This window comes from Mesorhizobium sp. WSM3873 (assembly GCF_001672445.1).
GTDB lineage: Bacteria > Pseudomonadota > Alphaproteobacteria > Rhizobiales > Rhizobiaceae > Mesorhizobium.
Genome location: NZ_LYTM01000054.1, coordinates 161,990 through 188,099, shown reverse-complemented (window position 1 = coordinate 188,099; position 26,110 = coordinate 161,990). Strand labels below are relative to the sequence as shown.

General features: G+C 63.8%; 19 protein-coding genes and 1 tRNA gene. 7 read left to right on the top strand and 13 right to left on the bottom strand.

The genetic code is table 11. The features are described from left to right. Positions 1-139: 139 nt before the first annotated feature. From A9K71_RS25445 to A9K71_RS25420, 6 genes are read right to left on the bottom strand one after another with little or no spacing between them, the layout of a single operon-like run. The gene (locus A9K71_RS25445; protein WP_067002546.1) at positions 140-1,393 is read right to left on the bottom strand and encodes an ABC transporter substrate-binding protein; all 1,254 of its coding nucleotides are present in this window, start codon (positions 1,391-1,393) and stop codon (positions 140-142) included. Positions 1,394-1,452: 59 nt separating this feature from the next. Beyond that, positions 1,453-2,964 carry an aldehyde dehydrogenase family protein gene (locus tag A9K71_RS25440; protein ID WP_067002544.1) on the bottom strand — a complete coding sequence of 504 codons (1,512 nt, stop codon included), beginning with the start codon at positions 2,962-2,964 and terminating at the stop codon, positions 1,453-1,455. Positions 2,965-2,974: 10 nt separating this feature from the next. Then, the gene (locus A9K71_RS25435) at positions 2,975-3,751 is read right to left on the bottom strand and encodes an enoyl-CoA hydratase/isomerase family protein (protein WP_067002763.1); all 777 of its coding nucleotides are present in this window, start codon (positions 3,749-3,751) and stop codon (positions 2,975-2,977) included. Then, positions 3,744-5,342, bottom strand: coding sequence for an acyl CoA:acetate/3-ketoacid CoA transferase (locus tag A9K71_RS25430; RefSeq protein ID WP_067002541.1), 1,599 nt, complete (start codon positions 5,340-5,342; stop codon positions 3,744-3,746). Before A9K71_RS25430 ends, A9K71_RS25435 begins: the two co-directional genes overlap by 8 nt. Beyond that, positions 5,342-6,358, bottom strand: coding sequence for a Gfo/Idh/MocA family oxidoreductase (locus A9K71_RS25425; protein WP_067002539.1), 1,017 nt, complete (start codon positions 6,356-6,358; stop codon positions 5,342-5,344). Before A9K71_RS25425 ends, A9K71_RS25430 begins: the two co-directional genes overlap by 1 nt. After that, complete coding sequence (locus A9K71_RS25420; protein ID WP_067002537.1) at positions 6,355-7,407, bottom strand: LacI family DNA-binding transcriptional regulator; 1,053 nt, start codon at positions 7,405-7,407, stop codon at positions 6,355-6,357. The genes A9K71_RS25425 and A9K71_RS25420 overlap by 4 nt, the downstream gene beginning before the upstream one ends. 230 nt (positions 7,408-7,637) lie before the next feature. Here A9K71_RS25420 and A9K71_RS25415 point away from each other — a divergent pair, with 230 nt between their 5' ends. Continuing rightward, positions 7,638-8,792 carry a dihydrodipicolinate synthase family protein gene (locus A9K71_RS25415; protein WP_067002534.1) on the top strand — a complete coding sequence of 385 codons (1,155 nt, stop codon included), beginning with the start codon at positions 7,638-7,640 and terminating at the stop codon, positions 8,790-8,792. 467 nt (positions 8,793-9,259) lie between these two features. Here A9K71_RS25415 and A9K71_RS31785 read toward each other — a convergent pair whose 3' ends face one another. The 3 genes from A9K71_RS31785 to A9K71_RS25405 all read right to left on the bottom strand — a co-directional run bounded on the left by A9K71_RS31785 (position 9,260) and on the right by A9K71_RS25405 (position 10,220). Then, a complete protein-coding gene (locus tag A9K71_RS31785; RefSeq protein ID WP_128372237.1) occupies positions 9,260-9,442 on the bottom strand; it encodes a hypothetical protein in 183 nt (60 codons plus the stop codon). Between the two features lie 126 nt (positions 9,443-9,568). Next, positions 9,569-9,643 (bottom strand) — tRNA-Val (locus A9K71_RS25410). A gap of 214 nt (positions 9,644-9,857) precedes the next feature. Next, entirely contained in the window at positions 9,858-10,220 is a 363-nt protein-coding gene (locus A9K71_RS25405) for a response regulator (RefSeq protein WP_006199474.1), read from the bottom strand. A gap of 165 nt (positions 10,221-10,385) precedes the next feature. Here A9K71_RS25405 and A9K71_RS25400 point away from each other — a divergent pair, with 165 nt between their 5' ends. Both A9K71_RS25400 and hisN read left to right on the top strand, forming a co-directional pair. After that, positions 10,386-11,327: an N-formylglutamate amidohydrolase gene (locus A9K71_RS25400; protein WP_067002532.1), complete on the top strand. Its 942-nt coding sequence runs from the start codon at positions 10,386-10,388 to the stop codon at positions 11,325-11,327. A gap of 303 nt (positions 11,328-11,630) precedes the next feature. Next, positions 11,631-12,404 carry a histidinol-phosphatase gene (gene hisN / locus A9K71_RS25395; RefSeq protein WP_067002530.1) on the top strand — a complete coding sequence of 258 codons (774 nt, stop codon included), beginning with the start codon at positions 11,631-11,633 and terminating at the stop codon, positions 12,402-12,404. Between the two features lie 20 nt (positions 12,405-12,424). Here hisN and A9K71_RS25390 read toward each other — a convergent pair whose 3' ends face one another. Then, positions 12,425-13,381 carry an alpha/beta hydrolase gene (locus tag A9K71_RS25390; RefSeq protein WP_067002528.1) on the bottom strand — a complete coding sequence of 319 codons (957 nt, stop codon included), beginning with the start codon at positions 13,379-13,381 and terminating at the stop codon, positions 12,425-12,427. 462 nt (positions 13,382-13,843) lie between these two features. Between A9K71_RS25390 and A9K71_RS25385 the strand changes: the two genes are divergently transcribed. Next, positions 13,844-14,311, top strand: coding sequence for an Hsp20 family protein (locus tag A9K71_RS25385; protein ID WP_067002526.1), 468 nt, complete (start codon positions 13,844-13,846; stop codon positions 14,309-14,311). A 180-nt stretch (positions 14,312-14,491) separates the two neighbouring features. On the opposite strand, the gene A9K71_RS25380 is transcribed toward A9K71_RS25385, so the two are convergent. After that, positions 14,492-15,544 (bottom strand): low specificity L-threonine aldolase, encoded by a 1,053-nt coding sequence (locus tag A9K71_RS25380; protein ID WP_067002762.1) that lies wholly within the window; start codon positions 15,542-15,544, stop codon positions 14,492-14,494. A gap of 490 nt (positions 15,545-16,034) precedes the next feature. Between A9K71_RS25380 and gltB the strand changes: the two genes are divergently transcribed. Next, the gene (gltB, locus tag A9K71_RS25375; protein WP_067002524.1) at positions 16,035-20,753 is read left to right on the top strand and encodes a glutamate synthase large subunit; all 4,719 of its coding nucleotides are present in this window, start codon (positions 16,035-16,037) and stop codon (positions 20,751-20,753) included. Positions 20,754-20,907: 154 nt separating this feature from the next. Further along, positions 20,908-22,362, top strand: a complete 1,455-nt coding sequence (locus A9K71_RS25370; RefSeq protein WP_067002522.1) for a glutamate synthase subunit beta — start codon at positions 20,908-20,910, stop codon at positions 22,360-22,362. Between the two features lie 38 nt (positions 22,363-22,400). On the opposite strand, the gene A9K71_RS25365 is transcribed toward A9K71_RS25370, so the two are convergent. Together A9K71_RS25365 and A9K71_RS25360 are read right to left on the bottom strand one after the other, a co-directional pair. Further along, on the bottom strand, positions 22,401-23,615 hold the full coding sequence (locus A9K71_RS25365) for a DUF459 domain-containing protein (RefSeq protein WP_067002519.1): 1,215 nt from the start codon (positions 23,613-23,615) through the stop codon (positions 22,401-22,403). A 116-nt stretch (positions 23,616-23,731) separates the two neighbouring features. Next, positions 23,732-24,952, bottom strand: a complete 1,221-nt coding sequence (locus A9K71_RS25360; RefSeq protein ID WP_067002518.1) for a lytic murein transglycosylase — start codon at positions 24,950-24,952, stop codon at positions 23,732-23,734. Positions 24,953-25,176: 224 nt separating this feature from the next. Between A9K71_RS25360 and galU the strand changes: the two genes are divergently transcribed. Further along, positions 25,177-26,082 (top strand): UTP--glucose-1-phosphate uridylyltransferase GalU, encoded by a 906-nt coding sequence (gene galU / locus A9K71_RS25355; RefSeq protein ID WP_067002516.1) that lies wholly within the window; start codon positions 25,177-25,179, stop codon positions 26,080-26,082. Positions 26,083-26,110: the final 28 nt, after the last annotated feature.

Genomic DNA, 26,110 nt, shown 5'->3' with positions numbered 1-26,110 from the left:
ACCAGGCAGCAATCCCGTATATCGTCTCGACAGGAGACCTCCCCCGCCGGAGCGGGGGAGACTCGAGTGGTTTTGTTTATGCAATTCCGAACGGAAAACCGCTATGCACTTTTCCTGGAATTGCTCCAGCAAAAACGCCTTACTTGGCGTCGTCGATCGCCTTGACCAATTCGGTCACGGCTTCGTCCGAGGTCTTGATCTGGCCATGGACGAACTTCGAGATGACGTCCTTGTAGGCGTTGGCGACAGCCGGGGGCGCGCCATAGCCCTGGGCCAACGAGCCGAACAGCTTGCCGCCTTCGTTAGCAGCCTTAAGGTCGGCGATGCCCTTCTTGCCGCAAGCATCGAAGTCGGTGTCCGGCACGTCGGTACGAGCGGGGACCGAGCCCTTCACGACGTTGAAAGCCGACTGGAAGCTCTTCGACAGGGTGGCGGTCGCCAGAGCGACCTGGGCGGCCTTGCGGTCGTCCGGAACGTTGAACATGCCGAACATGTCGGAGTTGTAGATCACCGAGCCGTCGGTGCCCGGGAAGCGGTAGCAGAGGAAGTCCGTGCCCGGGGTCTTGTTGGCGGCGTGGAACTCGCCCTTGGCCCAGTCGCCCATGACCTGAACCAGCGCATCGCCCTTGATGACCATGGCGGTGGCGAGGTTCCAGTCGCGGCCCGAGAAGTTCGGGTCGACATAGGTGACGAGCTTGGCGAGGTTGTCGAACGACTTCTTCATCGTGTCGGACTTGAGCGACTCCTCATCGAGGTCGTTCATCGCCTTCTTGTAGAATTCCGGTCCGCCGGTCGACAGCACGACGGAGTCGAACATGGTCGCTTCCTGCCAGTTCTGGCCGCCAAGCGCCAGCGGGATGACGCCAGCAGCCTTGGCCTTGTCGAGCAGGGCGATGAAGTCGTCGAAGGTCTTTGGCTCGGTGCCGCCGATCTTGTCCATCACGGCCTTGTTGATCCACAGCCAGTTGACCGAGTGGACGTTGACCGGAGCCGCGACCCACTTGCCGTCATAGACGGAGAACTTCTGCAGGGCGGCCGGAACGCTCTTGTCCCAGCCTTCCTTCTTGGCGGTCTCGGTGAGGTCGCCCATGACGCCAGCAGCGGCATAGTCGAGCACGGTGTAGCCCAGCATCTGCGAGGCAGTCGGATAGTTGCCGGCCGCGACCATCGCCTTCAGCGCGGTCATGGCGGCGTCGCCGCCGCCGCCGGCCACCGGCACGTCCTTCCAGGCATAGCCTTCCTTGGCCAGATCCTGCTTCAGCACGTTCAGAGCAGCCGCTTCGCCGCCCGACGTCCACCAATGCAGCATCTGCACTTCCTTGACGTCCGCGGCATGCGCCGAGAACGCAAAGCTCGTCGCAAGAGCCGTTCCGATAAGCAGTTTGCGCAACATGTACTACCTCCCTTGTTGCATTCACATAACCGGCGGGGTGACCGCCGGGGTCTCCCAACTCAGCCGAGCCACCATCCGGTGCGCTGGCCGCGATGAAACTGGATTGTCTTTTCCTCGGTATAGTCCTCGACGGCGCGTTTGCCGAGTTCGCGTCCGAGACCGGATTGCTTGTAGCCGCCGAAGGGCAGTTCGGGATAACCCTCCATGAACGTATTCACCCAAACCGTCCCCGAACGCACACCGCGCGCCACCGACATGCATGTGTCGATGCTCGCGCTCCACACTCCCGCAGACAGACCATAGGGCGTGTTGTTGGCGATGTGCAATGCCCTTTCAATCGTTTCAAAAGTGAGCACGGACAGCACCGGCCCGAAGACTTCCTCGCGCGCGATTTCCATGTCCTCGGTAACGTTGCGGACAATGGTCGGATCGAGATACTGGCCGGCGTTGGAGGCGAGCTGTCCGCCGCCGCTGAAGACGCTGCCGCCGCCGGTTTTGGCCGCCTTCACATAGCCGGCTACCTTCGCCATGTGGTCGGCCGAGATCATCGCGCCGACCTTGGTGCGGTCGTCAAGCGGATCGCCGACTTTCACCCTCTCGGCCAGCGCCTTGACTGCGCCGAGAAAGTCGTCCGCGATCGCCTCATGCACGATCAGCCGACTGCCGGCATTGCAGCATTCGCCGGCGTTGAAGAAGCCGCCGAAGACTGCGGCATCCGCCGCTGCTTCGAGATCGGCGTCGGGAAAGACGATCTGGCCGTTCTTGCCGCCGAGCTCCATCGACACCTTCTTCAGCGAACTGGACGCCGCCGCCATGGTCATCTTGCCGACGCGGGTCGAGCCGGTGAAGGACACCATCTCAACCAGCGGATGCCTGACCATTGGCGCGCCGACATCGCTACCCAGGCCAGCGAGGATGTTGACGACACCCGTCGGCAGGCCGGCCTGCAGCAGGATATCGCCGAGCACGAAGGTCGACGCCGAGGTCATCTCGCTCGGCTTGACCACGGCAGTGCAGCCGGCGGCGAGCGCGAAGGGCAGTTTCTGGCTGACGATCAGGAAGGGAAAATTCCACGGCGTGATGATCGAGACGACGCCGATCGGCTCGCGCACGACCACGCCCAGCATGTCATCGCCGAGATTGGCATAGCTCTCGCCATGGAGCGTGCGAGCAAGCGAAGCGGCATAGCGCCAGATGTCGACGGCGCCGCCGATCTCGCCGCGCGCCTGCGCGATCGGCTTGCCGGATTCCAACGCCTCGAGCCTGGCAATCTCTTCCAGTCGGCCCTCGATCAGATCGGCCGCTTTGAGCAGCACCGCGGCGCGTTCCGACGCCTTCATGCGCGGCCATGCGCCGGCCTCGAAGGCCTTGTGCGCGGCCTGCACCGCAGCGTCGACTTCCGCAGCACCCGCCTGCGCATAGCGTGAAACCGCAAAACCGTGGCCGGGGCTGTTGCGTTCAATCGTGCGGCCATCCCGGGCATCGACATGTTTGCCGTCGATCAGAAGCTTGTAGCTCTTCGGCGCCTGAGACGCTTCGACCGGCATGGAAATGTTAAGCGGTGCGTTCATCGTATCTTCTCTAGGATCTCGAAAAGTCCGGCTTGTGCCTGGCCTTGAAGGCGCCGACACCGGCCTTGAGATCGCCGGTGAGCGCAATGAAGCCGCTGGCCAGCGCTTCCGTGGCGGCGGCGTCTTCCTCGCCTTCGGCAATGCCGATCATCAGCTTGGCGGCCTCGGTTGCGAGCGGACCACGCTCGGCGATCTTTTCTCCCCAGGCTTTTGCTTCATCCAAGGCCTTGCCGGTTTCGACGACGCGGTCGACGACGCCGAGGGCAAGCGCCTCGTTAGCCAGCAGGACTTCGCCCCCTATTGCCATGCGCCGCACCGTTTGCGCGCCGAAGCGGCGCACGGCGCGCTGCGTACCAGACCAGCCGGGCACGACGCCGATCGAGGTCTCGGGAAAGCCGAGCTTGATCTGGGTTTCGGCGACGCGAAAATCACAGGCGGCGGCCAATTCCAAGCCGCCGCCCAGCGCATGGCCGGACAGCACGGCGATGGTCGGTTGCCGAAGCCGCGCCAGGCGGTCGAAGACACGATGGCCGTAGCGCACCCATTGAACCTGGAAATCGGCGGCGCTTAATTGTGCCCAGGCCTCGACATCGCCGCCGGCGCAGAAGCCTTTGCCTTCGCCGCGGATGAGCACGACACGGACACCCTCGGTCAGCTCGGCCTTATCGAGTGCGGCTTCGAGCGCGCGCAGCATCGGAATGTCGAGCGCGTTGAACTTTTCCGGCCGCCTGAGCGTCACGGTACCGATCACGCCATCCTGCTCGAAGGTGACGAGGCGTTCAGCCATGCGCGCCTCCAAGCGAAGCGCCGCCATTGAGCGACAGGCCGATCGGCCGGTCCTGATAGAGCGACGCTGGCGTGATCTTGAGGTCGTTTGCGACGGCGAGCGGAGTGTCGGCCTGCGCCAGCACATCGCGTTCGAGATCGATGCCGGGCGCCAGCTCGGTCACCATCAGCCCGTCCTGGGTCAGCTTCATCACACAGCGTTCGGTGACATAGGTGATGTCCTGGCCTTGCGCGACCGCGCGCTTGCCGGAGAAGGAGATGTGCTCGACTTCCTCGACGATCTTTTTCACCTTGCCTTCCTGGTCGATGCGGATAGCGCTGTTCGCCAGCGAAAGCTTGGCGCCGGCATTGAAGAAGCCGGAGAAGACGATCTTCTTCGCCCGCGCGGTGATGTCGACGAAGCCGCCGGCGCCGGCCGTCACATGCGGTCGCGCCGAAAGCTTCGACACGTTGACCGAGCCGTGGCGGTCGATCTGCAGGAAGGACAGGAGCGAGGCATCAAAGCCGCCGGCCTGGAAATAGATGAACTGGTGCGGCGAGGGCATGATCGCCTCGGCATTCGAGGCGCAGCCGAACTTGAAGTCGAGCAGCGGCACGCCGCCGACCGCGCCCTGCTCGATCACCCAGGTGACCTTGCCGTGCTGGCCTTCCTCGAGAAGAATGCGCGGCACGTTGGCGGAGATGCCGAAGCCGATATTGACGGCCATGCCGTCGCGCAACTCCATGGCGACGCGGCGCGCGATCACCTTCTGGATGTTCATCTCCGGGGTGCGGAAGGTGGAGAGCGGCCGGAAGATCTCGCCCGAGATCGCCGGGTCGTAAGCCGTCTGCGTCGTCTGCAGCTGATTGGGCGCGACCACGATATGGTCGACCAAGACGCCGGGCACGCGCACATCGTGCGGCTTGAGGGTGCCGTTCTCGACGATGCGCTTCACCTGCGCAATGACGATGCCGCCATTGTTGCGCGCAGCCAATGCCTGTTCGAGACCGCCGAGATAGGCGCCCTCATGCTCGTAGGTGAGATTGCCGCGCTCGTCGGCGGAGGTGGCGCGGATGATCGAGACGTTGGGGATGACGGCGCGGAAATAGAGCCACTCCTCGCCGTCGAACTGTTGCACCGAGACGATCGGCTCCCTGGCGGCGGCGTTCATGGCGCAGCCCTGGTGGCGCGGGTCGGCGAAGGTGTCGAGGCCGACCTTGGTCAGCACGCCGGGACGCTTGGCGGCCGCCTCGCGATGCATGTCGAAGAGGATGCCGGAGGGCACGTTGTAGGCCGCGACCGAGTTGTCGCCGATCATCTGCCAGATCCGAGGCGGCTCGGCGGAGGAGGGGCCGGACGGATACGAGCCGCAGAGCGTGCGCTTGAGCAGGCCAGGCTTGGCGAGATGGTCGATGCCCTTGATGCCGTACATGTCGCCGGCGGCGATCGGGTGCAGCGTGGTGATCGCTCTCGGATGCCCTTCCGCATCGAAGCGCTCGCCGATGGCGGCGAGCACGGCGTCGGGGCAGCCGAGGCCGCTCGAGGACGACACCGAGACAACCATGCCGTCCTTGATCAGGCTGGCGGCATGCGCTGCCGTGACGAGCTTCATCACGCGAGGCTCCCGAGTTGCGGATCGATGATCACGGCCTTGCCGGTCTTCGAGGATTGCAGTGCTGCTTCGGCGGATGCCAGCGACCAAATGCCGTCCTCGCCGGTGGCCGAAGGCTGGCCTTCGCCGCGGATCGCGGCATGGAACTGGCGCAGCGAGCGGGTGTAGAGGTCCTTGCGATCGAAGCTCAGCTCTGCCTCGCCATTTGCAGTGCGCAGCAGCACCGAGCCGACCGGCTTCTGCGTCATCACATCGGTGGCGATCAGCGAGCCCTCCGACCCATGCACTTCGAAACCGATGCCGGCGAACTTGGTCGTGAATCCTTCATGCGATTGCGCAATGACGCCGGACTTGAAGCGCCAGATGCACATCGCGCCGTCCTCCAGCCCGCCGCCGGCCATGCCGGCCGACTGTGTGAAGGCCGAGATCTCGACCGGATCGTCGCCGAGCACGAAGCGCAGCGTGTCTGCATCATGCACCGTGATGTCGAGCACCACGCCGCCCCCGGCTTCGGGCCTGGTGATGCGCCAGCCCTGCAGGCTTTCGGGCAGATAGACGGAATGGAAGACACGCGCGGCGATCGGCTTGCCGATACGGCCGGTTGCGATCGCCTCGCGCATCGCCCGGTGCGCGCCGGCATTGCGCAGATGATGGTTGGTGCCGAACACGATGCCGGCTTTCCTGGCCGCCGCCACCATCTTGCGCGCATCGGCGCTGGTCAGCGCCAGCGGCTTTTCGCAGAGCACATGCTTGCCGGCCTTGATGGCGGCCAGCCCCTGTTCGAGATGCAGCTCATTGGTGGTCGAGATGTAGACGGCATCAATGTCCGAGCCAAGCAGCGCATCGAGCGTCGAGACGGCTTTAGGAATGCCGTTTTCCTTGGCGTAGCCTTGAGCCCGCTCTGCGCTGGAGCTCATCACGGCGGCAACCGCGCCGTCGGCCTGCGCGCGAATGGCGTTGACCATGAACTGCCTGGCGATCGTGCTCGCGCCGATCAGGCCCCATCTCACGCTCATGCCGCGTCTCCCATTCCAGTGCCGTGCGCGCTGCGGCTCGGGCCGCAGCTTTCCCTGACGACGAGGCTGACCGCGCCGATATGGTCCTCGGCGCGCGTCGTGCGCGACTGGATCATCTTCAGCATGACGTGCGCGGCGCGCTCGCCAAGGCCTGGGGTGTCGACGGCGACGCTGGTCAGCGCCGGCATGTAGTGCTCGGCTTCGGCCACGTCGTCGAAACCGACCACGGCGAAGTCGGCCCCGGCCTCCAGGCCGCGCTTGCGCAGCGCGAGCATGACGCCGAAAGCGACGGCGTCGTTGAAGCAAAGCGCGGCTGTCGGCGGCTCGGCTGCCGCAAGCGCGGTCTCCAGGCAGGCCATGCCGCCTCTGCGGCTGGTCTCGCCTTCGACAATCGTTCGGTTGGCGGTCGGGATGCCAAGCGCCTCGCAGGCCTCGATGAAGCCGCCGAGCCTGTCGTGATAGACAACGAGGTCGGACGAACCGCCGAAGAAAGCCAGCCGGCGGTGGCCCTTGCCGATCAGATGCTGAGTGGCGAGATAGGCGCCGCGATGGTTGTCGGGCGCGATTGCCGGGATGCGGCTCTCGGGCAGGCGGCGCATGGCGAAGACGACCGGCACGCCGGCAGCCTCGATGCGGCGGAAGGCGCCGGGCGTGGTGCCGCGCGCCGGCGAGACGATCAGACCGGCGACGCCTTGTTCCAGCAGCGACTTCAGCACTTCTTCCTGGCGGACCGGATTTTCCGCGGTGTTGGCGATGAAGGGCACGATGCCGGCGGCCTGAAAGACGCGCTCCATGCTGACAGCCAGCTCGGCGAAGAAGGGATTGGTGAGATCGTTGATCACCATGCCGATGACGTTGGAATGCGCCTTGCGCAGGTTGGCGGCGCCGCGGTTGTAGACATAGCCGACATCCTCGATCGCCTTGCGGACCTTGAGCGCGGTCTCAGGCCGGATCAGCCCGCTGCCTTGCAGCACGAGCGATACCGTCGATTTGGACACGCCGGCCTCACGGGCGATATCCAGGATCGTCGCCTTGGCCCGGCTGGCCATATCCGTGCTTCCCCCGTGTCCGGTGTTAGAATTTATTGGAACGTTCTAAACATTGCGTCAAACCGGAGTCAACTGGGAATCATGTTGATTTCGAAAAATTGATCGGCCTCCAGAGAACGCATGGGCTTAGGACCGCGATGCTGCGTTGGATCGCTTCAGCGGCGGGGATCATAAAGGTTCTTGATTTATTGGAACGTTCCATCTATAGGCTGCCGCAAAGGGAGAGTTCGATGGACATCATCCTGCCTGCGAAGAATGGCGATCGTGTCGGCTACCGGCTGGTCGGCCAACCGGCGCAGCCCATCATCGGCGCGGATTTCCCGCGCGTCGCCTATGCCGCTGCCCATGTCGTCGCCAACCCCTTCGCCATGACCGATCCCTGGTCGCGGCCGGCGGTCGACTGGGACAAGACCATGGCGTTCCGTCATCACCTGTGGCGGCTCGGCTTCCGCATCGCCGAGGCGATGGACACCTCGCAGCGCGGCATGGGTTTCGACTGGGCGAGCGCGAAAGAACTGATCCGGCGCTCGATCGCCGAGGCGCGCACGGTGAAAGGCGCCGATCTCGCTTCCGGCGCCGGCACCGACCATCTGGCGCCGGCCGCGGCAAAGTCGCTGGACGATGTGATCCGAGCCTATGAGGAGCAGTTCGCCTTTATCGAAGGCGGGGGCGGCAAGGCGATCATGATGGCAAGCCGCGCGTTGGCGGCCGTGGCCAAAGGCCCGGACGACTATGCCCGCGTCTACGACCGCATCCTCGGCCAAGCCTCCGGCAAGGTGATCCTGCACTGGCTGGGCGACATGTTCGATCCGGCGCTCAAGGGCTATTGGGGCAGCAATGATTTCGATACCGCCCTGGACACCGTGGTCGCCATCATCGAGCGGCACGCCGACAAGGTCGAAGGCATAAAGATATCGCTGCTCGACGCCCATAAGGAGGTGCTGCTGCGCGACCGCTTGCCTGAAGGCGTGGTGATGTTCACGGGTGACGATTTCAACTATCCGGAGCTGATCGCGGGGGACGGCAAGAGGCACTCGCATGCGCTGCTCGGCATCTTCGATGCCATCGCCCCGGTGGCCAACGCCGCGTTGGCCAGGCTCGCCGAGGGCGACCGGGCCGGCTATGACGCGCTGATGGCGCCGACCGTGCCGCTGTCGCGCAAGATCTTCGAAGCCCCGACGGAATTTTACAAGGCAGGCATCGTCTTCATGGCCTGGCTGAATGGCCACCAGGATCATTTCACTATGGTCGGCGGCATGCAGTCGGCGCGCGGCATCTGCCACTACGCCGATGTCTTCCGTCTCGCCGATCAGGCGGGATTGCTGGCCGATCCAGATCTCGCCGTCGCCAGGATGAAAGCGCTTTGCGCCGTCTCGGGCGTCTGAGAGGGTCGCCTCTCGCTTCCCTGCCGCTGGCGAAAATTGTAACCCTGATATCGGGCTTGGACCGGCAGCAGTCGAACTTCAACTGGAGGAGGTTGGCACCGCGGTCGTGGACCATCATTAGGCCGGCCGATCGGCAGTAGCGGCATGTTCCCGCAGGCCGAGGTCTAGACCCCAGTGGCTTTGCGAGAAATCCGCTTCAACCGGTGCGGATCGATCTGCGGTTCTGTGTCGATGAGCTTCTGCCTCGAACGATTGATCACATCTCGCGTTTGGGCGAGGAGTTTCCTGTCGCTCTCGGCTTGAAGAGGGCGCGGACGCGGATTGTCGGGAAATCGGTCTCGCATGGCGCGTCTCCGGTCTTGGTTCAGACGGGAGCGCGGTCGCTGTCTCTCAGCCGCCGGCGTCCTTTGCTAGTTGCCGACGATGAAGGTGAACTCGCGAGCGTCAGATCAGTTGCACTGCGGGCGTCAGAGATCTTCTGGGCCTTGCCGGAATATCCAGGCTCCCTCTCGGGCCGATTGCAATTCGCTGCGGATCCGTCGCGCTTGTTGCCGTTCGGCGTCGACTTCGGCTCGAAGCCGATACCGCTCGGCGCGCAATTTGATGGAATCTTTATAGACCTTCCAGAGACGGTCGTCGTCTTCGGCCATTGCAGCCAGTCCCCATTGGCGTGCAACGGAACGCGTCCGCTTTGGTTCAGGGGTCGCGGTTGGAAATCTTCGCCCCGGAGTTTCTGTGCCAATGGGCACATTGCGTTAGCTAAGTTATTGAAAGGATGGTGGGCGTGACAAGGATTGAACTTGTGACCCCTGCAATGTCAATGCAGTGCTCTCCCGCTGAGCTACACGCCCATCCGAAGCCGCGCATACACCATTTTTGGTCCGGCGCGTCAATAGCAGGAACAAGAAAAGAAAGCTCCGTTTGCCGCAGCGGCGGAAGCGCCAATGCCCAAAGCGCGTCGCGTCGAAACGGGTTCGAGTGACGCGCTTAGATCTTTGTTTAGTTGATGTCGTTTTCCCAGCCGCTGCGCCGTTTTGGACGACATGCGTCGGCCGGAAAAACCCTTTAGGCCGCCTGAAGCATCTTCTCGACCTCGTTGACGAGATCGCGCAGATGGAACGGCTTCGACAGCACCTTGGCGTCCTTGGGCGCCTTGGAATCCGGATTGAGCGCGACGGCAGCGAAGCCGGTGATGAACATGACCTTGAGGTCCGGATCAATCTCGGTGGCGCGGCGGGCAAGCTCGATGCCGTCCATCTCCGGCATGACGATGTCGGTCAGAAGCAGCGAAAAAGGCTCCTCGCGCAGCCGCTCATAGGCGCTGGCGCCGTTGTCGAAATCGCTCACCTGGTAGCCGGCGCGTTCCAGCGCCTTGACGAGGAACCGGCGCATATCGTCGTCGTCTTCCGCCAGAAGAATGCGTGCCATCGTATCCCGTCCGAATCACCCGCCCCAAGCCTGCCGCCGGGCAAGCCCGTTAACCATCCTGTATATGAGGAGGAGACGGTAAACATCAAGTGAACGTTGGCCTTGTCGCGACCACTTCGACTGTGCGTTTCGCGGGGCTGAAATGCTGGACATGCCGGGCGCAAGATGGCAGTTTCGCATCATGATGCAGTGCTTCGTCCTGGTTCGTTCAAATTGAAGACGGCAGCCGAGGATTTTTCGGTCACACCACCCTTCGAAATCCGATCGGGCGCCGAGCAACGCGTAGCTTTCCTGTTCAACTCGCCGCATAGCGGCCGCCATTATCCCGAGCGCTTCCTGGCCATGGTGCGGCTCGACCGCAACGCCATACGCCGCTCGGAGGATTGCTATGTCGATGAACTGTTCGGCGGCGCCGTCGCGCTCGGCGCGCCGATGCTGGCGGCAAATTTCCCGCGCGCCTATCTCGACGTCAACCGCGAACCGTGGGAACTCGATCCGCGCATGTTCGCGGAGCCGGTGCCGTCCTTCTGCAATATCCGTTCGGCCCGCGTCGCGGGCGGGCTGGGCACCGTGCCGAAGCTGGTGGGAGAGGGGCTCGACATCTATCCCGGGCGTCTGCCGCTTTCCGAGGCCGTGGGACGCATAGAGGCCGTCTACAAGCCCTATCACGAGACGCTGAAGCGGCTCTTGACCAGGACCCACGCCAGGTTCGGCTATGCCGTGCTGATCGACTGCCATTCGATGCCGGCCAGCGTCCGGGTCGGCGACAATGGCGCGCGGCCGGACTTCATCATCGGCGATCGTTTCGGCATTTCCGCCAGCGCGGCTCTAACCGAGAGGGCGATCGGCCTGCTCACCGGAATGGGCTACGCTGTCGCGCATAACAAGCCTTATGCCGGCGGCTTCATAACCGAGCATTACGGGCGGCCGGCGCGTCATCTCCACGCGCTGCAGATCGAGGTCAATCGCGGGCTCTACATGAACGAGCGGACATTCCAGAAATCGGCCGGCTTCGACGCTTTAGCCGACGACCTGACGCGGTTTTCGGCCGAACTGATTTCGATGCCCGGCCATCATTTCCTCGACCTGCCGCTCGCCGCCGAATGACGGCGGCGCTGGGAACCGCGGCTAAAAAAAGACCGCATCGTTTTCACGACACGGTCGAAGTCTAGGGAGGAAACGCCCAAGGAGGGCATGGACAGGATAAGCTGTCCGAGAACAAAAGTATTGTGCGATGCACAAATGTCAATCGACTTCAGGCTTTTTTAATTCAATATGATGTGCAAATCCGGTTTCGGCGCCTGACGTGTGACTTTGAGGCAACAGGCGAGGGCGCCTGACCCGGTTTTACGCTCCGGTCCGACAAGAAGACAGCGGCTGCGAGATGGTTGCCGCAACGGGGAGAGTGGTTTGGATATCAGCATCGACTTCATGCGGCGCATCGCGCGTGCCGCCGCCGCCGAGACCTTGCCTCGCTTCCGCAGCCAGGCCGCAGTCGCCAATAAGCTGGCGGAGAGCTTCGATCCGGTGACGGAGGCCGATCGCGAGGCCGAGCGGGCGATCCGGGCGCTTATCTCGGCGGAGTATCCCGACCACGGCATCCTCGGCGAGGAGCATGGCAGCGAGAACATTTCGAGCCGGCATGTCTGGGTCATCGACCCGATCGACGGCACACGCGCCTTCATTTCCGGCCTGCCGGTCTGGGGAACGCTGGTCGGACTGACGATCGACGGCGATGCCGTAGCCGGCCTGATGTCGCAGCCCTTCACCGGCGAGCTGTTTTATGCCAATGCCTCCGGCTCGCATTACGAAGGCCCGGGTGGCCCGCGCAGGCTCGCGACGCGCAAGACGACGCAGCTTTCGCAGGCGACCCTGTTCACCACCACGCCGGCGCTGTTCAAGGGCGCGGCGCGCAACCGCTATGACGCGTTCGAGAAACAGGTGCAGCTCGCCCGCTATGGCACCGACTGCTACGCCTTCGCCATGGTGGCGGCGGGCAGCGTCGATATCGTCGCCGATCCGGGTTTGAAACCCTACGACATCGTGGCGCTGATCCCGATCATCGAGAAGGCGGGCGGCGTCGTCACCACCTTCGAAGGCGGGCCGGCAGAAAACGGCGGCGACATATTGGCGGCGGCGACGCCGGAATTGCACGCCGCGGCAATGGCGGCGCTGCGCGGCTGATCCGCGGCGTCGTTCCGTGATCAGGCAGCGTCGCCGGTTCCCGGAACAAAAGCATCGAAGGCCGCCAGGAGCTGCTCGCGAAAGAGATCCCTCTCTTGCAGGATCTCATGATGCGCGCCGTCGATCATCAACAAAGAGCCGACGCGAAGCCGTCTGGCATAGGATTCGACCGCCTTGGTCGAGACCACCTGGTCGGCGCCGGCGCCGACGATCAGCGTCGGTACCTGGATCCTTGCCATGAAATCGGGGTCGCTGACCGCCTCCGCGGCTGCGGCGGCGGCCTTCAGCCAGCGGATGGTCGGACCACCGAGTCCAAGGTGGGGCCAGGCCTTGTAAATGTCGGTATTGCGCCGGTAGCGCTCCGGGTCGGACGTCACCTTGTTCATTTCGAAGGGCGTCGGCAATTTCGGGCGCGGCCCCCAGGCGGCATAGAGGCGGCCGAGGCCCAGCGCGCAGAACACCGCGCAGACACGCCTTATGGTGGCGATCGAAACCCGCAAGTCGGGCACGGCCAGGAAAGGCGCGATCAGCACCATGCGTCGCACCCGGTTGACCATCGACGGCGAGGCAAGCAGCGCGATCACCGCTCCCGTCGAATGGGCGAGGATGTAATAGGGGCCGCGGCAATCGGGCAGCACGATCTCCTCGAAGAACTGCTCGAGATCACGGGTGTAGTCGCGGAAGCTGCGGACATAGCCGCGCTGCCGGTCGCGCAGCAGGCGGCTGGAATCGCCCTGGCCGCGCCAGTCGAGGGTGGCGACGCCGAATCCGCGGTCGGCGAGATCGCGGATGGTCTCGAAATATTTCTCGATGCACTCGTTGCGGCCGGTCAGCAGCACCACCGTGCCCTGGAGCGGGCGGGCGACGGCGGCGAAAACGCCGTAGCGGATCTTCCTGCCGTCGCGGGTGGTGAAGAAGCCGCCGGCAGCGTTCTGCGGCGGCGGATTGCCCTCAGTCAGATAGAAAAGGTCCGTCATTCGGCGCTTCGTTGATTGCTTCTTGCCCGAGCGGGCCAGGCGTCGCCACGGTGATAGACGCCCATGCGCCAAAAGCAAAGGTCCGGGATACGCGCTTTCCTGAACGGGAAGGCCGGAAGCACCTGCGGCGCGCTTCCGGCCTCTGTCGATCCGGGAGGAAGGGACGTTACACCCGGTCGGCCTCGTCGCGGCGCACCGATCGAGGCGCCGCATATCCGTATTGTCGACTGCAGCCTAGCGAGCCCAGGCTGAACGGATGCCGAAGCCTCGGTTCATCTGGCGTTCATCGAGCGAAAAAATCGAAGGGAAAGTTGGTGCGCGAAGTTCTTGAAATGGGCTTTTCCGCTTCCCAAATGGAGGTTGCGGCCGCCGATGTCGGGGCCGCTGGCCTATCCGGAACGCCTTTCGAGGGTTTCGTAACGGGTCAAACGCAAACCATGTTGCTCAACAGGAGAACACATCATGCGTCACGTTGATTTTTCCCCGCTTTATCGTTCGACCGTCGGTTTCGACCGGCTGTTCACCATGCTCGACACGCTCGGCCAGCCCGAGAGCGCGCAGACCTATCCGCCCTATAACATCGAGCGCACCGGCGAGAACGCCTATCGCATCTCGATGGCGGTTGCCGGCTTCTCGGAAGACGAGATCTCGATCGAGGCGCACCGCAATGTGCTCACCGTCAAGGGTGAGCGCAAGGAAGAGAACAATGGCGAGGGTTCGGAGCTGCTCTATCGCGGCATCGCTTCGCGCGCCTTCGAGCGTCGCTTCCAACTCGCCGACCACGTTGAGGTCGAGGGCGCCACGCTGAAGAACGGCCTGCTCTTCGTCGACCTCAAGCGCAACATTCCGGAAGAGCTGAAGCCGCGCAAGATCGCGATCACCTCGTCTTCGGACAAGGCCAAGCAGATCGAGGCCAAGGCCGCCGCGTAAGCCGCGGGCTCCATGTAAGAAACGTCTCCCTCCCGAGACGAAAGCGGCGCCGAAGGGCGCCGCTTGTTTGTGACATTAATCCTGCGCCAGAAAATCAACGCGGCGACATTTCGCCGATGTTTTCTGGCGTTTTTGATCCTGCTTGGCCTCGAACTGTCGCTGGGGCCTTTGCTCGCCTGATCATTGCGAGAGCTGTTGGCCGAGACGGTCGATCTCTTGCGTGGTGGTGGCGAAGCTGGCGACGAAACGGTAGATTGCTTCCTTGTCGCCGAGATGGCCATCGAAACCCTGCGGCACGCCCCATTCATAGAATTTGACGCCGGCGGTCTGCAGCTTTTCGGCAAGAGCGCGGTCGAAGATTGCGAACACTTCGTTGGCCTGCGGCAGCCAGGCGAGCCTGCCCGCCGGCGCGTCCTCGATCGTCTCGGCGAGATGTGCCGCCATCGCATTGGCATGCCGCGCCATCCTCAGCCAAAGGTCGTCGGTGAAATAGGCTTCGAATTGCGCCGAGATGAAGCGCGCCTTGGAAAAGGTCTGTCCGGCGCGCTGGCGAAGCAGGCGCAGATCCCGGCCGACTTCCGGGTTGAAGATCACCACCGCGTCGGCCATCCAGCAACCGTTCTTGGTGCCGCCGAAGGAGATCAGGTCGACGCCGCTCCTCCAGGTCATTTCCGCCGGCGTGACGTCGGTCGCGGCAATCGCATTGGCGAAGCGCGCGCCATCCATATGCAGCGGCAGCTTGTGCCTGCGGCTGACCTCGGCGATCGCCTTGACGTCGTCGACGGTGTAGACGGTGCCCACCTCGGTCGCCTGGGTGATCGTCACGGCCATCGGCTGGCCGGCCGGCGCAAGGTCCTGCGAATAGCGCTTGATGGCGTCGTCGAGAGCCTGCGGGTTGATGCGCCCCAGGGGGCCCGCAACCGGCGCCGTACGAGCGCCGCCGGTGTAGAAGCCCATCGCGCCGAACTCGTCGACATTCATATGCGCTTCGGAATGACAAAGGGCGATGCCGCCGATACGGTTCAACGCCGCCATCGAAATGGCGTTGGCCGCGGTGCCGGTGGCGACGAAGAACACCTGAACTTCCCGCTCGAAGATCTCGCTGAAGCGGCGGTAGACGGCCCGGTCCAGGTCGCCGTCGCCATACGCGGTCGCGATGCCGGCCGCGTGGCGGGAGAGGTTCGCCGAAATGTCGGGATGAACGCCCGCCCAGTTGTCGGATGCAAAGAACATCGAGAGGTCCGTATTGTGATTGGCAGAAAGCGGCGCGACTTGACTGCTTTGGCGCGCGAAGCGCAAGGGCCAATCTTTCGCAAAACTGTGAAGCCAGCCGGGCCGTAACAACTGACCAGAGGTTGCGTTTTTTGATCCCGTCGCGAAATTTTGTGTCGCGGCACGCCCAACAATTTTGTGAATCGGTCTTGTGCAGGTGCGGGATTTCTGCCATAAAAAATTTAGGACAGTAGTGCTGTCTTATTTTGTCGCACAAAACAGGCTGGACTGGCATATCATCGCTGCCATTCCGGCCATTGTCGCGAGCGGCGGGTAGACGGCTCCGCTCTGGCCTGTACGATACCGGATGCGAACCGGGCGTATGGCCGCATAGTTCGGCAAGAATTTCGCGAGACGTGCAGCAAGGACGAAGGGAAGCATCGTGCTTCCCGAGGCAAACCAGCGCCCCGAGGGAAATCACCGCCAAGGGTGCGGAACGGAGGACAGGACGATGACGGAACTGACGCCATCTGCGATCAACGGCCAGGCCGCGCAGACGAAAGCGCCAGCCGTCAAAACTGGTACCACCGCCAATGGTTTGATCGCGCAGGGCCTCTACGATCCGCGCAACGAGCATGACGCCTGCGGCGTCGGCTTCATCGCCAACATGAAGGGCGTAAAGTCGCACCAGATCGTCGAGGACGGTCTGGCGATGCTGGAAAACCTCACCCATCGCGGCGCTGTCGGCGCCGATCCGCTGGTCGGCGACGGCGCCGGCGTGCTGGTGCAGATTCCGGATCGGTTCTTCCGCGATGAGATGGCCGCAAAGGGCGTCGAACTGCCGCCGGCAGGCCAATATGGCGTCGGCCACTGGTTCATGCCGCAGGACGCAGCACTTCGCGCCCATATCGAGGACATCATCGCCGAATCGGCCCAGTCCGAAGGGCTGCCGCTGATCGGCTTCCGCGACGTGCCGGTCGATAATTCGTCGCTGTCGAAGGCGCCGGAGATTGTCGCCTCCGAGCCGTTCCATCGCCAGGTGTTCATCGGCCGCACGGCCGACATTCCGGACGACGAGGAATACGAGGCGAGGCTCTACCTGCTGCGCAAGGTGATCTCGGGCCGCATCTATGCCGAGAACGACAACAAGGATGTCGGCGCCTATTGCGTGTCGCTGTCGGCGCGCACCATCGTCTACAAGGGCATGTTCCTCGCCTACCAAGTCGGCGCCTATTACAAGGACCTCAAGGATCCGCGCTTCGACACGGCGCTGATCCTCGTCCACCAGCGCTTCTCGACCAACACCTTCCCGTCGTGGAAGCTGGCGCATCCCTATCGCATGGTCGCGCATAACGGCGAGATCAACACGGTGCGCGGCAACAACAACTGGATGGCGGCGCGTCAGGCCTCGGTCGATTCCGAGCTGTTCGGCAACAACATCTCGAAGCTGTGGCCGATCTCCTATGAGGGTCAGTCCGACACGGCGTGCTTCGACAATGCGCTCGAATTCCTGTTTCAGGGCGGCTATAGCTTAAGCCACGCCATGATGATGCTGATCCCGGAAGCCTGGGCCGGCAACAAGCTCATGGATTCCGACCGCAAGGCGTTCTACGAGTACCACGCTGCGCTGATGGAGCCGTGGGACGGGCCGGCGGCGGTCGTCTTCACCGACGGACGCCAGATCGGCGCGACGCTCGATCGCAACGGCCTGCGCCCCGCGCGCTACATCGTCACCGACGACGACCGCGTCATCATGGCTTCGGAAGCCGGCGTGCTGCCTGTGCCGGAGGAAAAGATCGTGCAGAAGTGGCGGCTGCAGCCCGGCCGCATGCTTTTGATCGATCTGGCAAAGGGCCGCATCATCTCCGACGAGGAGATCAAGTCGGAGATCGCGACCAGGCATCCTTACAAGACCTGGCTCGCCAACACGCAGTTGATTCTTGAAGAGCTGAAGCCGGTAGAGCCGCGGGCGCTGCGCAAGGATGTCAGCCTGCTCGACCGCCAGCAGGCCTTCGGCTACACACAGGAAGACACCAAGCTTCTGATGGCGCCGATGGCCACCACCGGCCAGGAAGCGGTCGGCTCGATGGGCACCGACACGCCGATCTCGGCGATGTCGGACAAGTCGAAGCTGCTCTACACCTATTTCAAGCAGAACTTCGCTCAGGTCACCAATCCGCCGATCGACCCGATCCGTGAGGAACTGGTGATGAGCCTGGTGTCCTTCATCGGGCCGCGGCCGAACATCTTCGACCTGATCGGCACATCGCGCCGCAAGCGGCTTGAAGTGCGCCAGCCGATTCTCACCAACGGCGATCTCGAGAAGATCCGCTCCATCGGACACACCGAGGACCGCTTCGACACCAAGACGATCGACATCACCTACGGTTCGAACGAGGGCGCTGCCGGCATGCAAGGCGCCATCGACCGGCTCTGCGAGCGCGCCGAGGCGGCGGTCGCGGGCGGCTACAACATCATCATCCTGTCCGACCGCCAGGTCGGGCCGGACCGCATCGCCATTCCGGTTTTGCTGGCGACGGCGGCGGTGCACCATCACCTGATCCGCAAGGGCCTGCGCACCGCGGTCGGACTGGTCGTCGAATCCGGCGAGCCCCGCGAGGTGCATCATTTCTGCTGCCTGGCCGGCTATGGCGCCGAGGCGATCAACCCCTATCTCGCCTTCGACACGCTGCTCGACATGCACAGGCGCGGCGAGCTGCCGGAGGAGGTCGACGCATACGAGGTCGTCTCCCGCTACATCAAGTCGATCGGCAAGGGCATCCTCAAGGTGATGTCCAAGATGGGCATCTCGACTTACCAGTCCTATTGCGGTGCGCAGATCTTCGACGCCATCGGGCTCAAGTCGGACTTCGTCGAGAAGTACTTCACCGGCACCGCGACGCTGATCGAAGGCGTCGGGCTGGACGAGATCGCGACCGAGACTCTCAGCCGCCATACCGATGCCTTCGGCAACGACCCGGTGCTGCGCAACAATCTCGAGGTCGGCGGCGAATACATGTTCCGCATGCGCGGTGAGGCGCATATGTGGTCGCCGGATGCGGTCGCCAGCCTGCAGCATGCCGTGCGCCAGGGCTCCTGGGACACGTTCAAGGAGTATTCGGCGCAGATCGACAGCGCGACAGCTAGAGCGCGGACCATCCGCGGCCTGTTCGAGATCAAGCTGGCGGAAGAGACCGGCCGCAAGAAGGTCGCGATCGAAGACGTCATGCCGGCGGCCGAGATCGTCAAGCGCTTCTCGACCGGCGCTATGTCCTTCGGCTCGATCTCCCGGGAAGCGCACACCACGCTGGCGCGCGCGATGAACGCCATCGGCGGCAAGTCGAACACCGGCGAGGGCGGCGAAGAGGCCGACCGCTATCTGCCGCTGCCCGGCGGCGGCAAGAATCCGGAACGCTCGGCGATCAAGCAGGTCGCGTCGGGGCGGTTCGGCGTGACGGCGGAATATCTGGTCAATTCCGATGTCATGCAGATCAAGGTGGCGCAAGGCGCCAAGCCCGGCGAGGGCGGTCAGTTGCCCGGACACAAGGTCGACGCCACCATCGCCAAGGTCAGGCATTCGACCCCCGGCGTCGGCCTGATCTCGCCGCCGCCGCATCACGACATCTATTCGATCGAGGATCTGGCGCAGCTGATCTACGACCTGAAGAACGTCAACCCGGCGGCCGATGTGTCGGTCAAGCTGGTGTCGGAGGTCGGCGTCGGCACGGTTGCGGCGGGCGTCGCCAAGGCGCGCGCCGATCACATCACCATCTCCGGCTACGACGGCGGCACCGGCGCTTCGCCGCTGACCTCACTCAAGCATGCCGGCAGCCCGTGGGAGATGGGCCTTGCCGAGACGCATCAGACCCTGGTGCTCAACGGCCTGCGCTCCCGCGTGGCGCTGCAGGTCGACGGCGGGTTGCGCACCGGCCGTGACGTCATCATCGGCGCGCTGCTCGGCGCCGACGAGTTCGGCTTCTCGACCGCGCCGCTGATTGCGGCCGGCTGCATCATGATGCGCAAGTGCCACCTGAACACCTGCCCGGTCGGGGTGGCGACGCAGGACCCGGTGCTGCGCAAGCGCTTCAAGGGCACGCCGGAGCATGTCATCAACTTCTTCTTCTATGTGGCGGAGGAGGTGCGCGCGCTGCTCGCCGAAATGGGCTTCACCCATCTCGACCAGATCATCGGCGACACCGACCTTCTGGAGAAGCGCGACGTGATCCAGCACTGGAAGGCGCGCGGGCTCGACTTCTCGAAGATGTTCTTCAAGCCGGAGGCGCCGCCTGAGGCGCTGCACTGGACCGAGCGGCAGAAGCATCCGATCGACGACGTGCTCGACCGCAAGCTGATCGAGCTGGCAAAGCCGGCGCTGGAAGCCAAGCAGCCGGTCAGCATCGAGCTGCCGATCCGCAATGTCGACCGCTCTGCCGGCGCGATGCTGTCGGGCGAAGTCGCCAAGCGCTTCAAGCACAAAGGCCTGCGCGAGGACACGATCCAGGTCAAGCTCACCGGCACGGCTGGCCAGTCTTTCGGTGCGTTTCTCGCGCGCGGCGTTTCCTTCGAGCTGGTCGGCGCCGGCAACGATTATGTCGGCAAAGGCCTGTCGGGCGGCCGCATCGTCATCCGGCCGCCGGAAGAGGCCAAGATCGTCGCGGCCGACTCGATCATCGTCGGCAACACGGTGCTCTACGGTGCGACCGAGGGCGAGGCCTATTTCGCCGGCGTCGCCGGCGAGCGCTTCGCGGTGCGCAATTCCGGCGTCGTTGCCGTCGTCGAAGGCGTCGGCGACCATGGCTGCGAATACATGACCGGCGGCATAGTAGTGGTCATCGGCAAAACGGGCCGCAACTTCGCCGCCGGCATGTCGGGCGGCGTCGCCTATGTGCTCGACGAGAAGGGCGATTTCGCCGAACGCTGCAACATGGCGATGGTCGAGCTGGAGCCCGTTCCGGAAGAGGACGACCTGATGGAGAAGCTGCTCCATCATGGCGGTGACCTCGACCATAAGGGCCGCGTCGACGTCTCCGGTGACATGACAAGCCATGACGAGGAGCGGCTCTATCAGCTGATCTCGAACCACGTCCATTACACGGGCTCGGTGCGCGGCCGCGAGATCCTCGACAATTGGGCAAGCTTCCGGCCGAAATTCCGGAAAATCATGCCGGTCGAGTATCGCCGCGCGCTGATCGAGATGGAGCGCATGCGCATGAGCGTGGCGGCGGAATAGGCTTTGGGCACGGCCGGGGAGGTAATCGCCCGGCCGGCATCCTCACCAACAATCCTGACCTCGGACCAAGGTTGCCACGGCGGCCTTATGAGGTTAACGGGTGCGCCGACAAGCTAGGCTTGCGAGCGCGCCTTCGGACAGCAGGGACTGGACTATGGGCAAGGTAACAGGGTTTCTCGAAATCGACCGGCAGGTGCAGAAGTACCAGCCTGCCTCGGATCGCATCCGGCATTTCCGCGAATTCACGCTGGCGATGTCGGACAAGGAGGTCGAGAAACAGGCCGCGCGCTGCATGGATTGCGGCATCCCGTTCTGCCATGGACCGACCGGCTGCCCGATCCACAACCAGATCCCGGACTGGAACGACCTCGTCTACAATGGCGACTGGGACAGCGCCATCCGCAACCTGCATTCGACCAACAATTTCCCGGAGTTCACCGGCCGCATCTGCCCGGCGCCCTGCGAGGAAGCCTGCACGCTGAACCTCGAGGACATTCCGGTCGCCATCAAGACGGTCGAGCAGGCGATCGCCGACAAGGCCTATGAGACCGGCCACATCCGGCCCTACCCGCCGGAAAAGAAGACCGGCAAGCGGGTTGCCGTCATCGGCTCCGGGCCGGCCGGCATGGCCGCCGCCCAGCAGCTCGGCCGCGCCGGCCACGATGTGCATGTCTATGAGCGCGAGAGCCGGCCGGGCGGGCTGATGCGCTACGGCATTCCCGACTTCAAGATCGAGAAGCATTACATCGATCGCCGCATCGAGCAGATGCAGGGCGAGGGCGTGAGTTTCCATTGCGGCGTCAATGTCGGCGTCGACAAGCCGGTTGCCGAGCTCCTCGCCGAGCACGACGCCGTGCTCTATTGCGGCGGCTCGGAAACCCCGCGCCCGGCCAACATTCCGGGCGACGATCTCAGCGGTGTCTATGATGCCATGCCGTATCTCGTGCAGCAGAACCGCCGCGTCGGCGGCGAGCCGATCCAATCGGTGGCCTGGCCGTCACATCCGATCATCGCCGGCGGCCAGCATGTCGTCGTCGTCGGCGGCGGCGACACCGCGTCGGACTGCATCGGCACCGCCTTCCGGCAAGGCGCGGTGCGCGTGACGCAGCTCGACATCCGTCCGCAGCCGCCGGAGAAGGAAGACAAGCTCGCCGTTTGGCCTTACTGGGCGACGAAGATGCGCACGTCTTCCTCGCAGGCCGAGGGCGCGGAGCGCGAATTCCAGGTGGCGACCCTCGAATTCATCGGCGAGGACGGACAGCTGACCGGCGTCCGCTGCTGCGAGGTCGATGAGAAGCGCAAGCCGATCGCCGGCACCGAGTTCGTCATCCGCGCCGATCTCGCCTTCATCGCCATCGGCTTTGCCGGTCCGGCGAATGATGGGGTCATGAAGGAGCTGGACGGCGAGATAAAGGTGGTCACCGACAGCCGCCGCTCGCGGAACGTCGAGGCCGACGACCGCGACTACAGAACCAGCATAGACAGGCTCTATGCCGCGGGCGACGTCCGTCGCGGCCAGTCGCTGGTGGTGTGGGCGATCCGCGAAGGCCGCCAGGCAGCTCGCGCGATCGACGAGGCGCTGATGGGGTCTAGCGTACTCCCCCGCTGAGTCCACCTGCAGCCACGACAGGGCCTTCCGTCGCGGCCCTACCGACGCACCGCTGTCGAGGTCTCCGATGAAGCGGTCGGCGTCTTCTGCGGCCAGGAAAAATCGTCGGCTCGGCCGGGCGAGGCGACGGGCGCCTTGCCCTCGACGGTCAGCTTTTCGCCGGGAAGATTCGGATCGGCCTTGGCCGGCGGTGCGGCACCAAGCAGCTCGGTCCCGCCGTCGAGCGCGGGGTCGCTGAGCAGCATCGGCGCGGTGCGGTCGACGATGACAGGGGCCGCGGCAGGCTTCGACGCCTCGACCGGAGCGCCCGCCGGCGCGGAAACCGTGGTGACGCTTCCGGGTGCCGCCAGCCCGAGGATCTTGGCCAGCGGCTTTTCGGTGTAGAAGGCAAGCTTGCGCTTGCCGGCCTTGGTCACGTTGATGCCGTCGTCGGAGCGCAGGCGCACCGGCTGGCCGTTGATGTCCGGACCGGAGGTGACGAAGGCGCCGTTCTCGTCGACGAAGCCGTCCCAGACATCGACGAACTCGCCTCCATGGGTCTGTGCGGCTGAATGATAGATGTCGTTGAAGGCGAGCATGTCCGAGGTCATTTTTGCCGCCCCGAACGCCGGCATGCCGACCCACAGGAACGGCACCTTTGCATCTTGAATGGCCTTGCCCAGCGCATCGGTGCGGTGCTCGTATTCCTTGGTCCAGTTCTCGGAGCGCGGCTGCTCGCGGACGTCGCCGACGCGCATCTGCTGGCGGTCGTTGGAGCCAAGCATGACCACCACGACGGACGGCTTCTCCGTCTCGATCAGAGACTTGATCTCGACCGGCCAATTGTAGAAATCGTCACGCACGAAGCCCGACGAGCCGTTGCTGCGCGAAACGATCCTGACCGCCGGATTGTCGGCAAAGGCGACCTCCAGACCCTCGGCGAGCCCGCCCGCCAGGAAATCGCCGACCACCAGCACGACGCGCGCATCCGGCGCCTTTTCGACGACCGGCGCCTCCGGCTCGGCCGGCGGGCGCGGCTTGGGTTTTCTGGCCTTCGGCTTCGGCCTCACCGGCTGGACATTGGCAGGGGGTTCAATGCGCTCGCTGCGGCGCGGGAAAAGAAGATCGCGCAGCGACCAGCCGCGGTTTCCGTCTTCCTGCGCGAAAGCCGGGGAATGAAAGGCGCTTGAGCCGGCGACGGCAAGCACAGCGATGGCCAGGACGAGAATCGGCAGGCGGCGAACGATCAGCCAGACACGCGCGACCGTAACCAATGAAAGTCTCCCATCCTTGGCGCATGACAACGTAAAAAGCCGGCAAGTCATGCGCAGGCCGCAGCGCTACAGCATCCTTTCCGCTTTTGAAAGGATGCTTGACGCCATGGGCGGCTCTATTGCTTCCGGAGCCATTTCAGCACTTCCAGGCTCGGATAGCCATCCTGGCTCAAGCCTACCTTCGCCTGGTAGGCCATGATGGCGGCCTTCGACCCCTCGCCGATCTTGCCGTCGAACTTGCCGTCATAATAACCGTGCTCGGAAAGCCGCTTCTGCAGTTCCTGCCGTTGCTCGAAGCTGAGCTTGGTGAAAGGCCGCTGCCAGTCCTGCACCAGGCCGGTGCCACCGGCGATTTCGTCGGCGAGCAGGCCGACAGCCAAAGCATATTTGTCGGCATTGTTGTAAGCCTTGATGACCGAGAAATTCCTGATCATCAGGAAGGCCGGTCCGCCCCTGCCGTCCGGCACCTTGAGCGTCGCCTTGTCGCTCAGGTTCCTGAACGGCTTGCCGTTGGCCCTGGCGACCCCGAGCGCCTGCCACTGCGCCAGCGTCTTCGATCCGGCGGGCAGCTTGCCCGGCGGCAAGGTCACTTCATAGCCCCAGGTCTTGCCGGCCTGCCAGCCGTTCTTCCTGAGCAGGTTGGCGGCAGTCGCCAACGCGTCGGGTATCGAATTCCAGATGTCGCGCCGGCCATTGCCGTCCATGTCCACCGCGTAGTGCTGATAGCTGGTCGGGATGAACTGGGTCTGACCCATCGCGCCCGCCCAGGAACCCATGAGATGGCTTTCGTCGATGTCGCCGGTCTGCAGGATCTTCAGCGCCGCGATCAGCTGGGTTCGGGCATATTTCGACCGCTTCGGGTCGCCATAGGCAAGAGTCGCCAGCGAACGGATGACATTGCGCATGATGTCGTCGCGCTTGAGGATCTCGCCATAGTTCGATTCCATCGACCAGATGGCGAGAAGGATATGGCGATCGACGCCGAACCGCGCCTCGATCCGATCCAGCCATGGCTTCCATTTGCGCGCCATTGCCTGACCGTTGGTCACCGACTGGTCATGCACGCGGTTGTCGAAATAATCCCAGGCGGGGGCGGTGAATTCCGGCTGGGTGCGGGCCTTTTCCAGCACGACCGGGTCGGGCTCGATGCCCCTCATGGCCTTGTCATAGACTGCGCCGGAAACGCCGCCCGAAACCGCGGTGGCACGGAAGCCCGCGACCCACTGGCGGAAACCCGCATCGGCGAAAGCGGGTCCGGCGGGCATCAACAAGGCAAGCGTGAGGCCTGCGGCCGTCACAAGTGCCGCCAGGCGCCTTGCGCTGTTGCGAACGGACATCCTTTTCCTCCTTCATCAAAATTAGGAAGGATCATTCAACGCCGAAGCCGGTTAGTATTTAGTTTACCATAGGTGCCATTAGGAACGAAAAGAGAGGTCGGCGCTTTAACTTTCGATTTTCAGGCCATCCGCTCGGATAATTCAACATTCCGGCGCGAAAATGTTCGGGGGGATTGCGGAGCGGATGGCCGCGCGGATAATGGGCTTAAACGGATGGGTGGAGCATGAAGCGAGTTCGCAAGGCAGTTTTCCCGGTCGCCGGTCTCGGCACACGGTTTCTTCCGGCCACCAAGGCCATTCCGAAGGAGATGCTGACAGTCGTCGACCGTCCGGTCATTCAATATGTGGTCGACGAGGCGCGCGACGCCGGCATCGAGCATTTCATTTTCGTGACCGGGCGCAACAAGGCGGTCATCGAGGATCACTTCGACGTCCAGTTCGAGCTCTACGATACGCTCGCCCAGCGCGGCAAGGACGACCAGCTCGCCCGCCTGCAGCGGCTGCAGCCAGCGCCGGGCCAGACCAGCTTCACCCGCCAGCAGGTGCCGATGGGGCTTGGTCATGCCGTCTGGTGCGCGCGTGAGCTGGTCGGTGACGAACCGTTCGCGCTGCTTTTGCCCGACATGATCATGCAGTCGGAAAAAAGCTGCATGAAGGATATGGTCGAACTCTATGCCGAGACCGGGAACAACATCATCGCCGTACAAGAATGCGACCCGGCCGAGGCCCATAAATACGGCATCGTCGGCCGTGGCGAGGACACCCATCACGGTTTCCGCATCACCGGCATGGTGGAGAAGCCGAAGGCGGGCACGGCGCCCTCCAATCTCTTCATCAACGGGCGCTACATCCTGCAGCCGGAGATTTTCGGCATCCTCGAAAGCCAGGAGCGCGGCGCCGGCAACGAGATCCAGCTGACGGATGCGATGCTGAAGCTGGAGAAGCAGCAGCCCTTCTACGGCTATCACTATAAGGGGCGCACCTTCGACTGCGGCTCGCCGGAAGGCTTCGTCGAGGCAAATGTCGCCTTCGCGCTCTGGCGCAGCGACATGAATGCGAGCATGGCCGGGGTCATCCGCACGCTGCTGGATGAGGTGCGGCCGGCGGAGCGGATCGGCGCCGCTTCCTAGGCGGTTAAGCGGCGTTGATCCTTCGGAT

Bases quoted from the DNA above. Each gene is read 5' to 3' on its own strand.
- A9K71_RS25360 (WP_067002518.1), bottom strand. From the start codon at position 24,952: ATGTCCGTTCGCAACAGCGCAAGGCGCCTGGCGGCACTTGTGACGGCC.
- A9K71_RS25435 (WP_067002763.1), bottom strand. From the start codon at position 3,751: ATGGCTGAACGCCTCGTCACCTTCGAGCAGGATGGCGTGATCGGTACC.
- A9K71_RS25415 (WP_067002534.1), top strand. From the start codon at position 7,638: ATGGACATCATCCTGCCTGCGAAGAATGGCGATCGTGTCGGCTACCGG.
- A9K71_RS25390 (WP_067002528.1), bottom strand. From the start codon at position 13,381: ATGACGGACCTTTTCTATCTGACTGAGGGCAATCCGCCGCCGCAGAAC.
- gltB (WP_067002524.1), top strand. From the start codon at position 16,035: ATGACGGAACTGACGCCATCTGCGATCAACGGCCAGGCCGCGCAGACG.
- A9K71_RS25385 (WP_067002526.1), top strand. From the start codon at position 13,844: ATGCGTCACGTTGATTTTTCCCCGCTTTATCGTTCGACCGTCGGTTTC.
- A9K71_RS31785 (WP_128372237.1), bottom strand. From the start codon at position 9,442: ATGGCCGAAGACGACGACCGTCTCTGGAAGGTCTATAAAGATTCCATC.
- A9K71_RS25445 (WP_067002546.1), bottom strand. From the start codon at position 1,393: ATGTTGCGCAAACTGCTTATCGGAACGGCTCTTGCGACGAGCTTTGCG.
- A9K71_RS25370 (WP_067002522.1), top strand. From the start codon at position 20,908: ATGGGCAAGGTAACAGGGTTTCTCGAAATCGACCGGCAGGTGCAGAAG.
- A9K71_RS25405 (WP_006199474.1), bottom strand. From the start codon at position 10,220: ATGGCACGCATTCTTCTGGCGGAAGACGACGACGATATGCGCCGGTTC.
- A9K71_RS25420 (WP_067002537.1), bottom strand. From the start codon at position 7,407: ATGGCCAGCCGGGCCAAGGCGACGATCCTGGATATCGCCCGTGAGGCC.
- A9K71_RS25430 (WP_067002541.1), bottom strand. From the start codon at position 5,342: ATGAAGCTCGTCACGGCAGCGCATGCCGCCAGCCTGATCAAGGACGGC.
- A9K71_RS25400 (WP_067002532.1), top strand. From the start codon at position 10,386: ATGGCAGTTTCGCATCATGATGCAGTGCTTCGTCCTGGTTCGTTCAAA.
- galU (WP_067002516.1), top strand. From the start codon at position 25,177: ATGAAGCGAGTTCGCAAGGCAGTTTTCCCGGTCGCCGGTCTCGGCACA.
- A9K71_RS25440 (WP_067002544.1), bottom strand. From the start codon at position 2,964: ATGAACGCACCGCTTAACATTTCCATGCCGGTCGAAGCGTCTCAGGCG.
- A9K71_RS25425 (WP_067002539.1), bottom strand. From the start codon at position 6,358: ATGAGCGTGAGATGGGGCCTGATCGGCGCGAGCACGATCGCCAGGCAG.
- A9K71_RS25380 (WP_067002762.1), bottom strand. From the start codon at position 15,544: ATGTTCTTTGCATCCGACAACTGGGCGGGCGTTCATCCCGACATTTCG.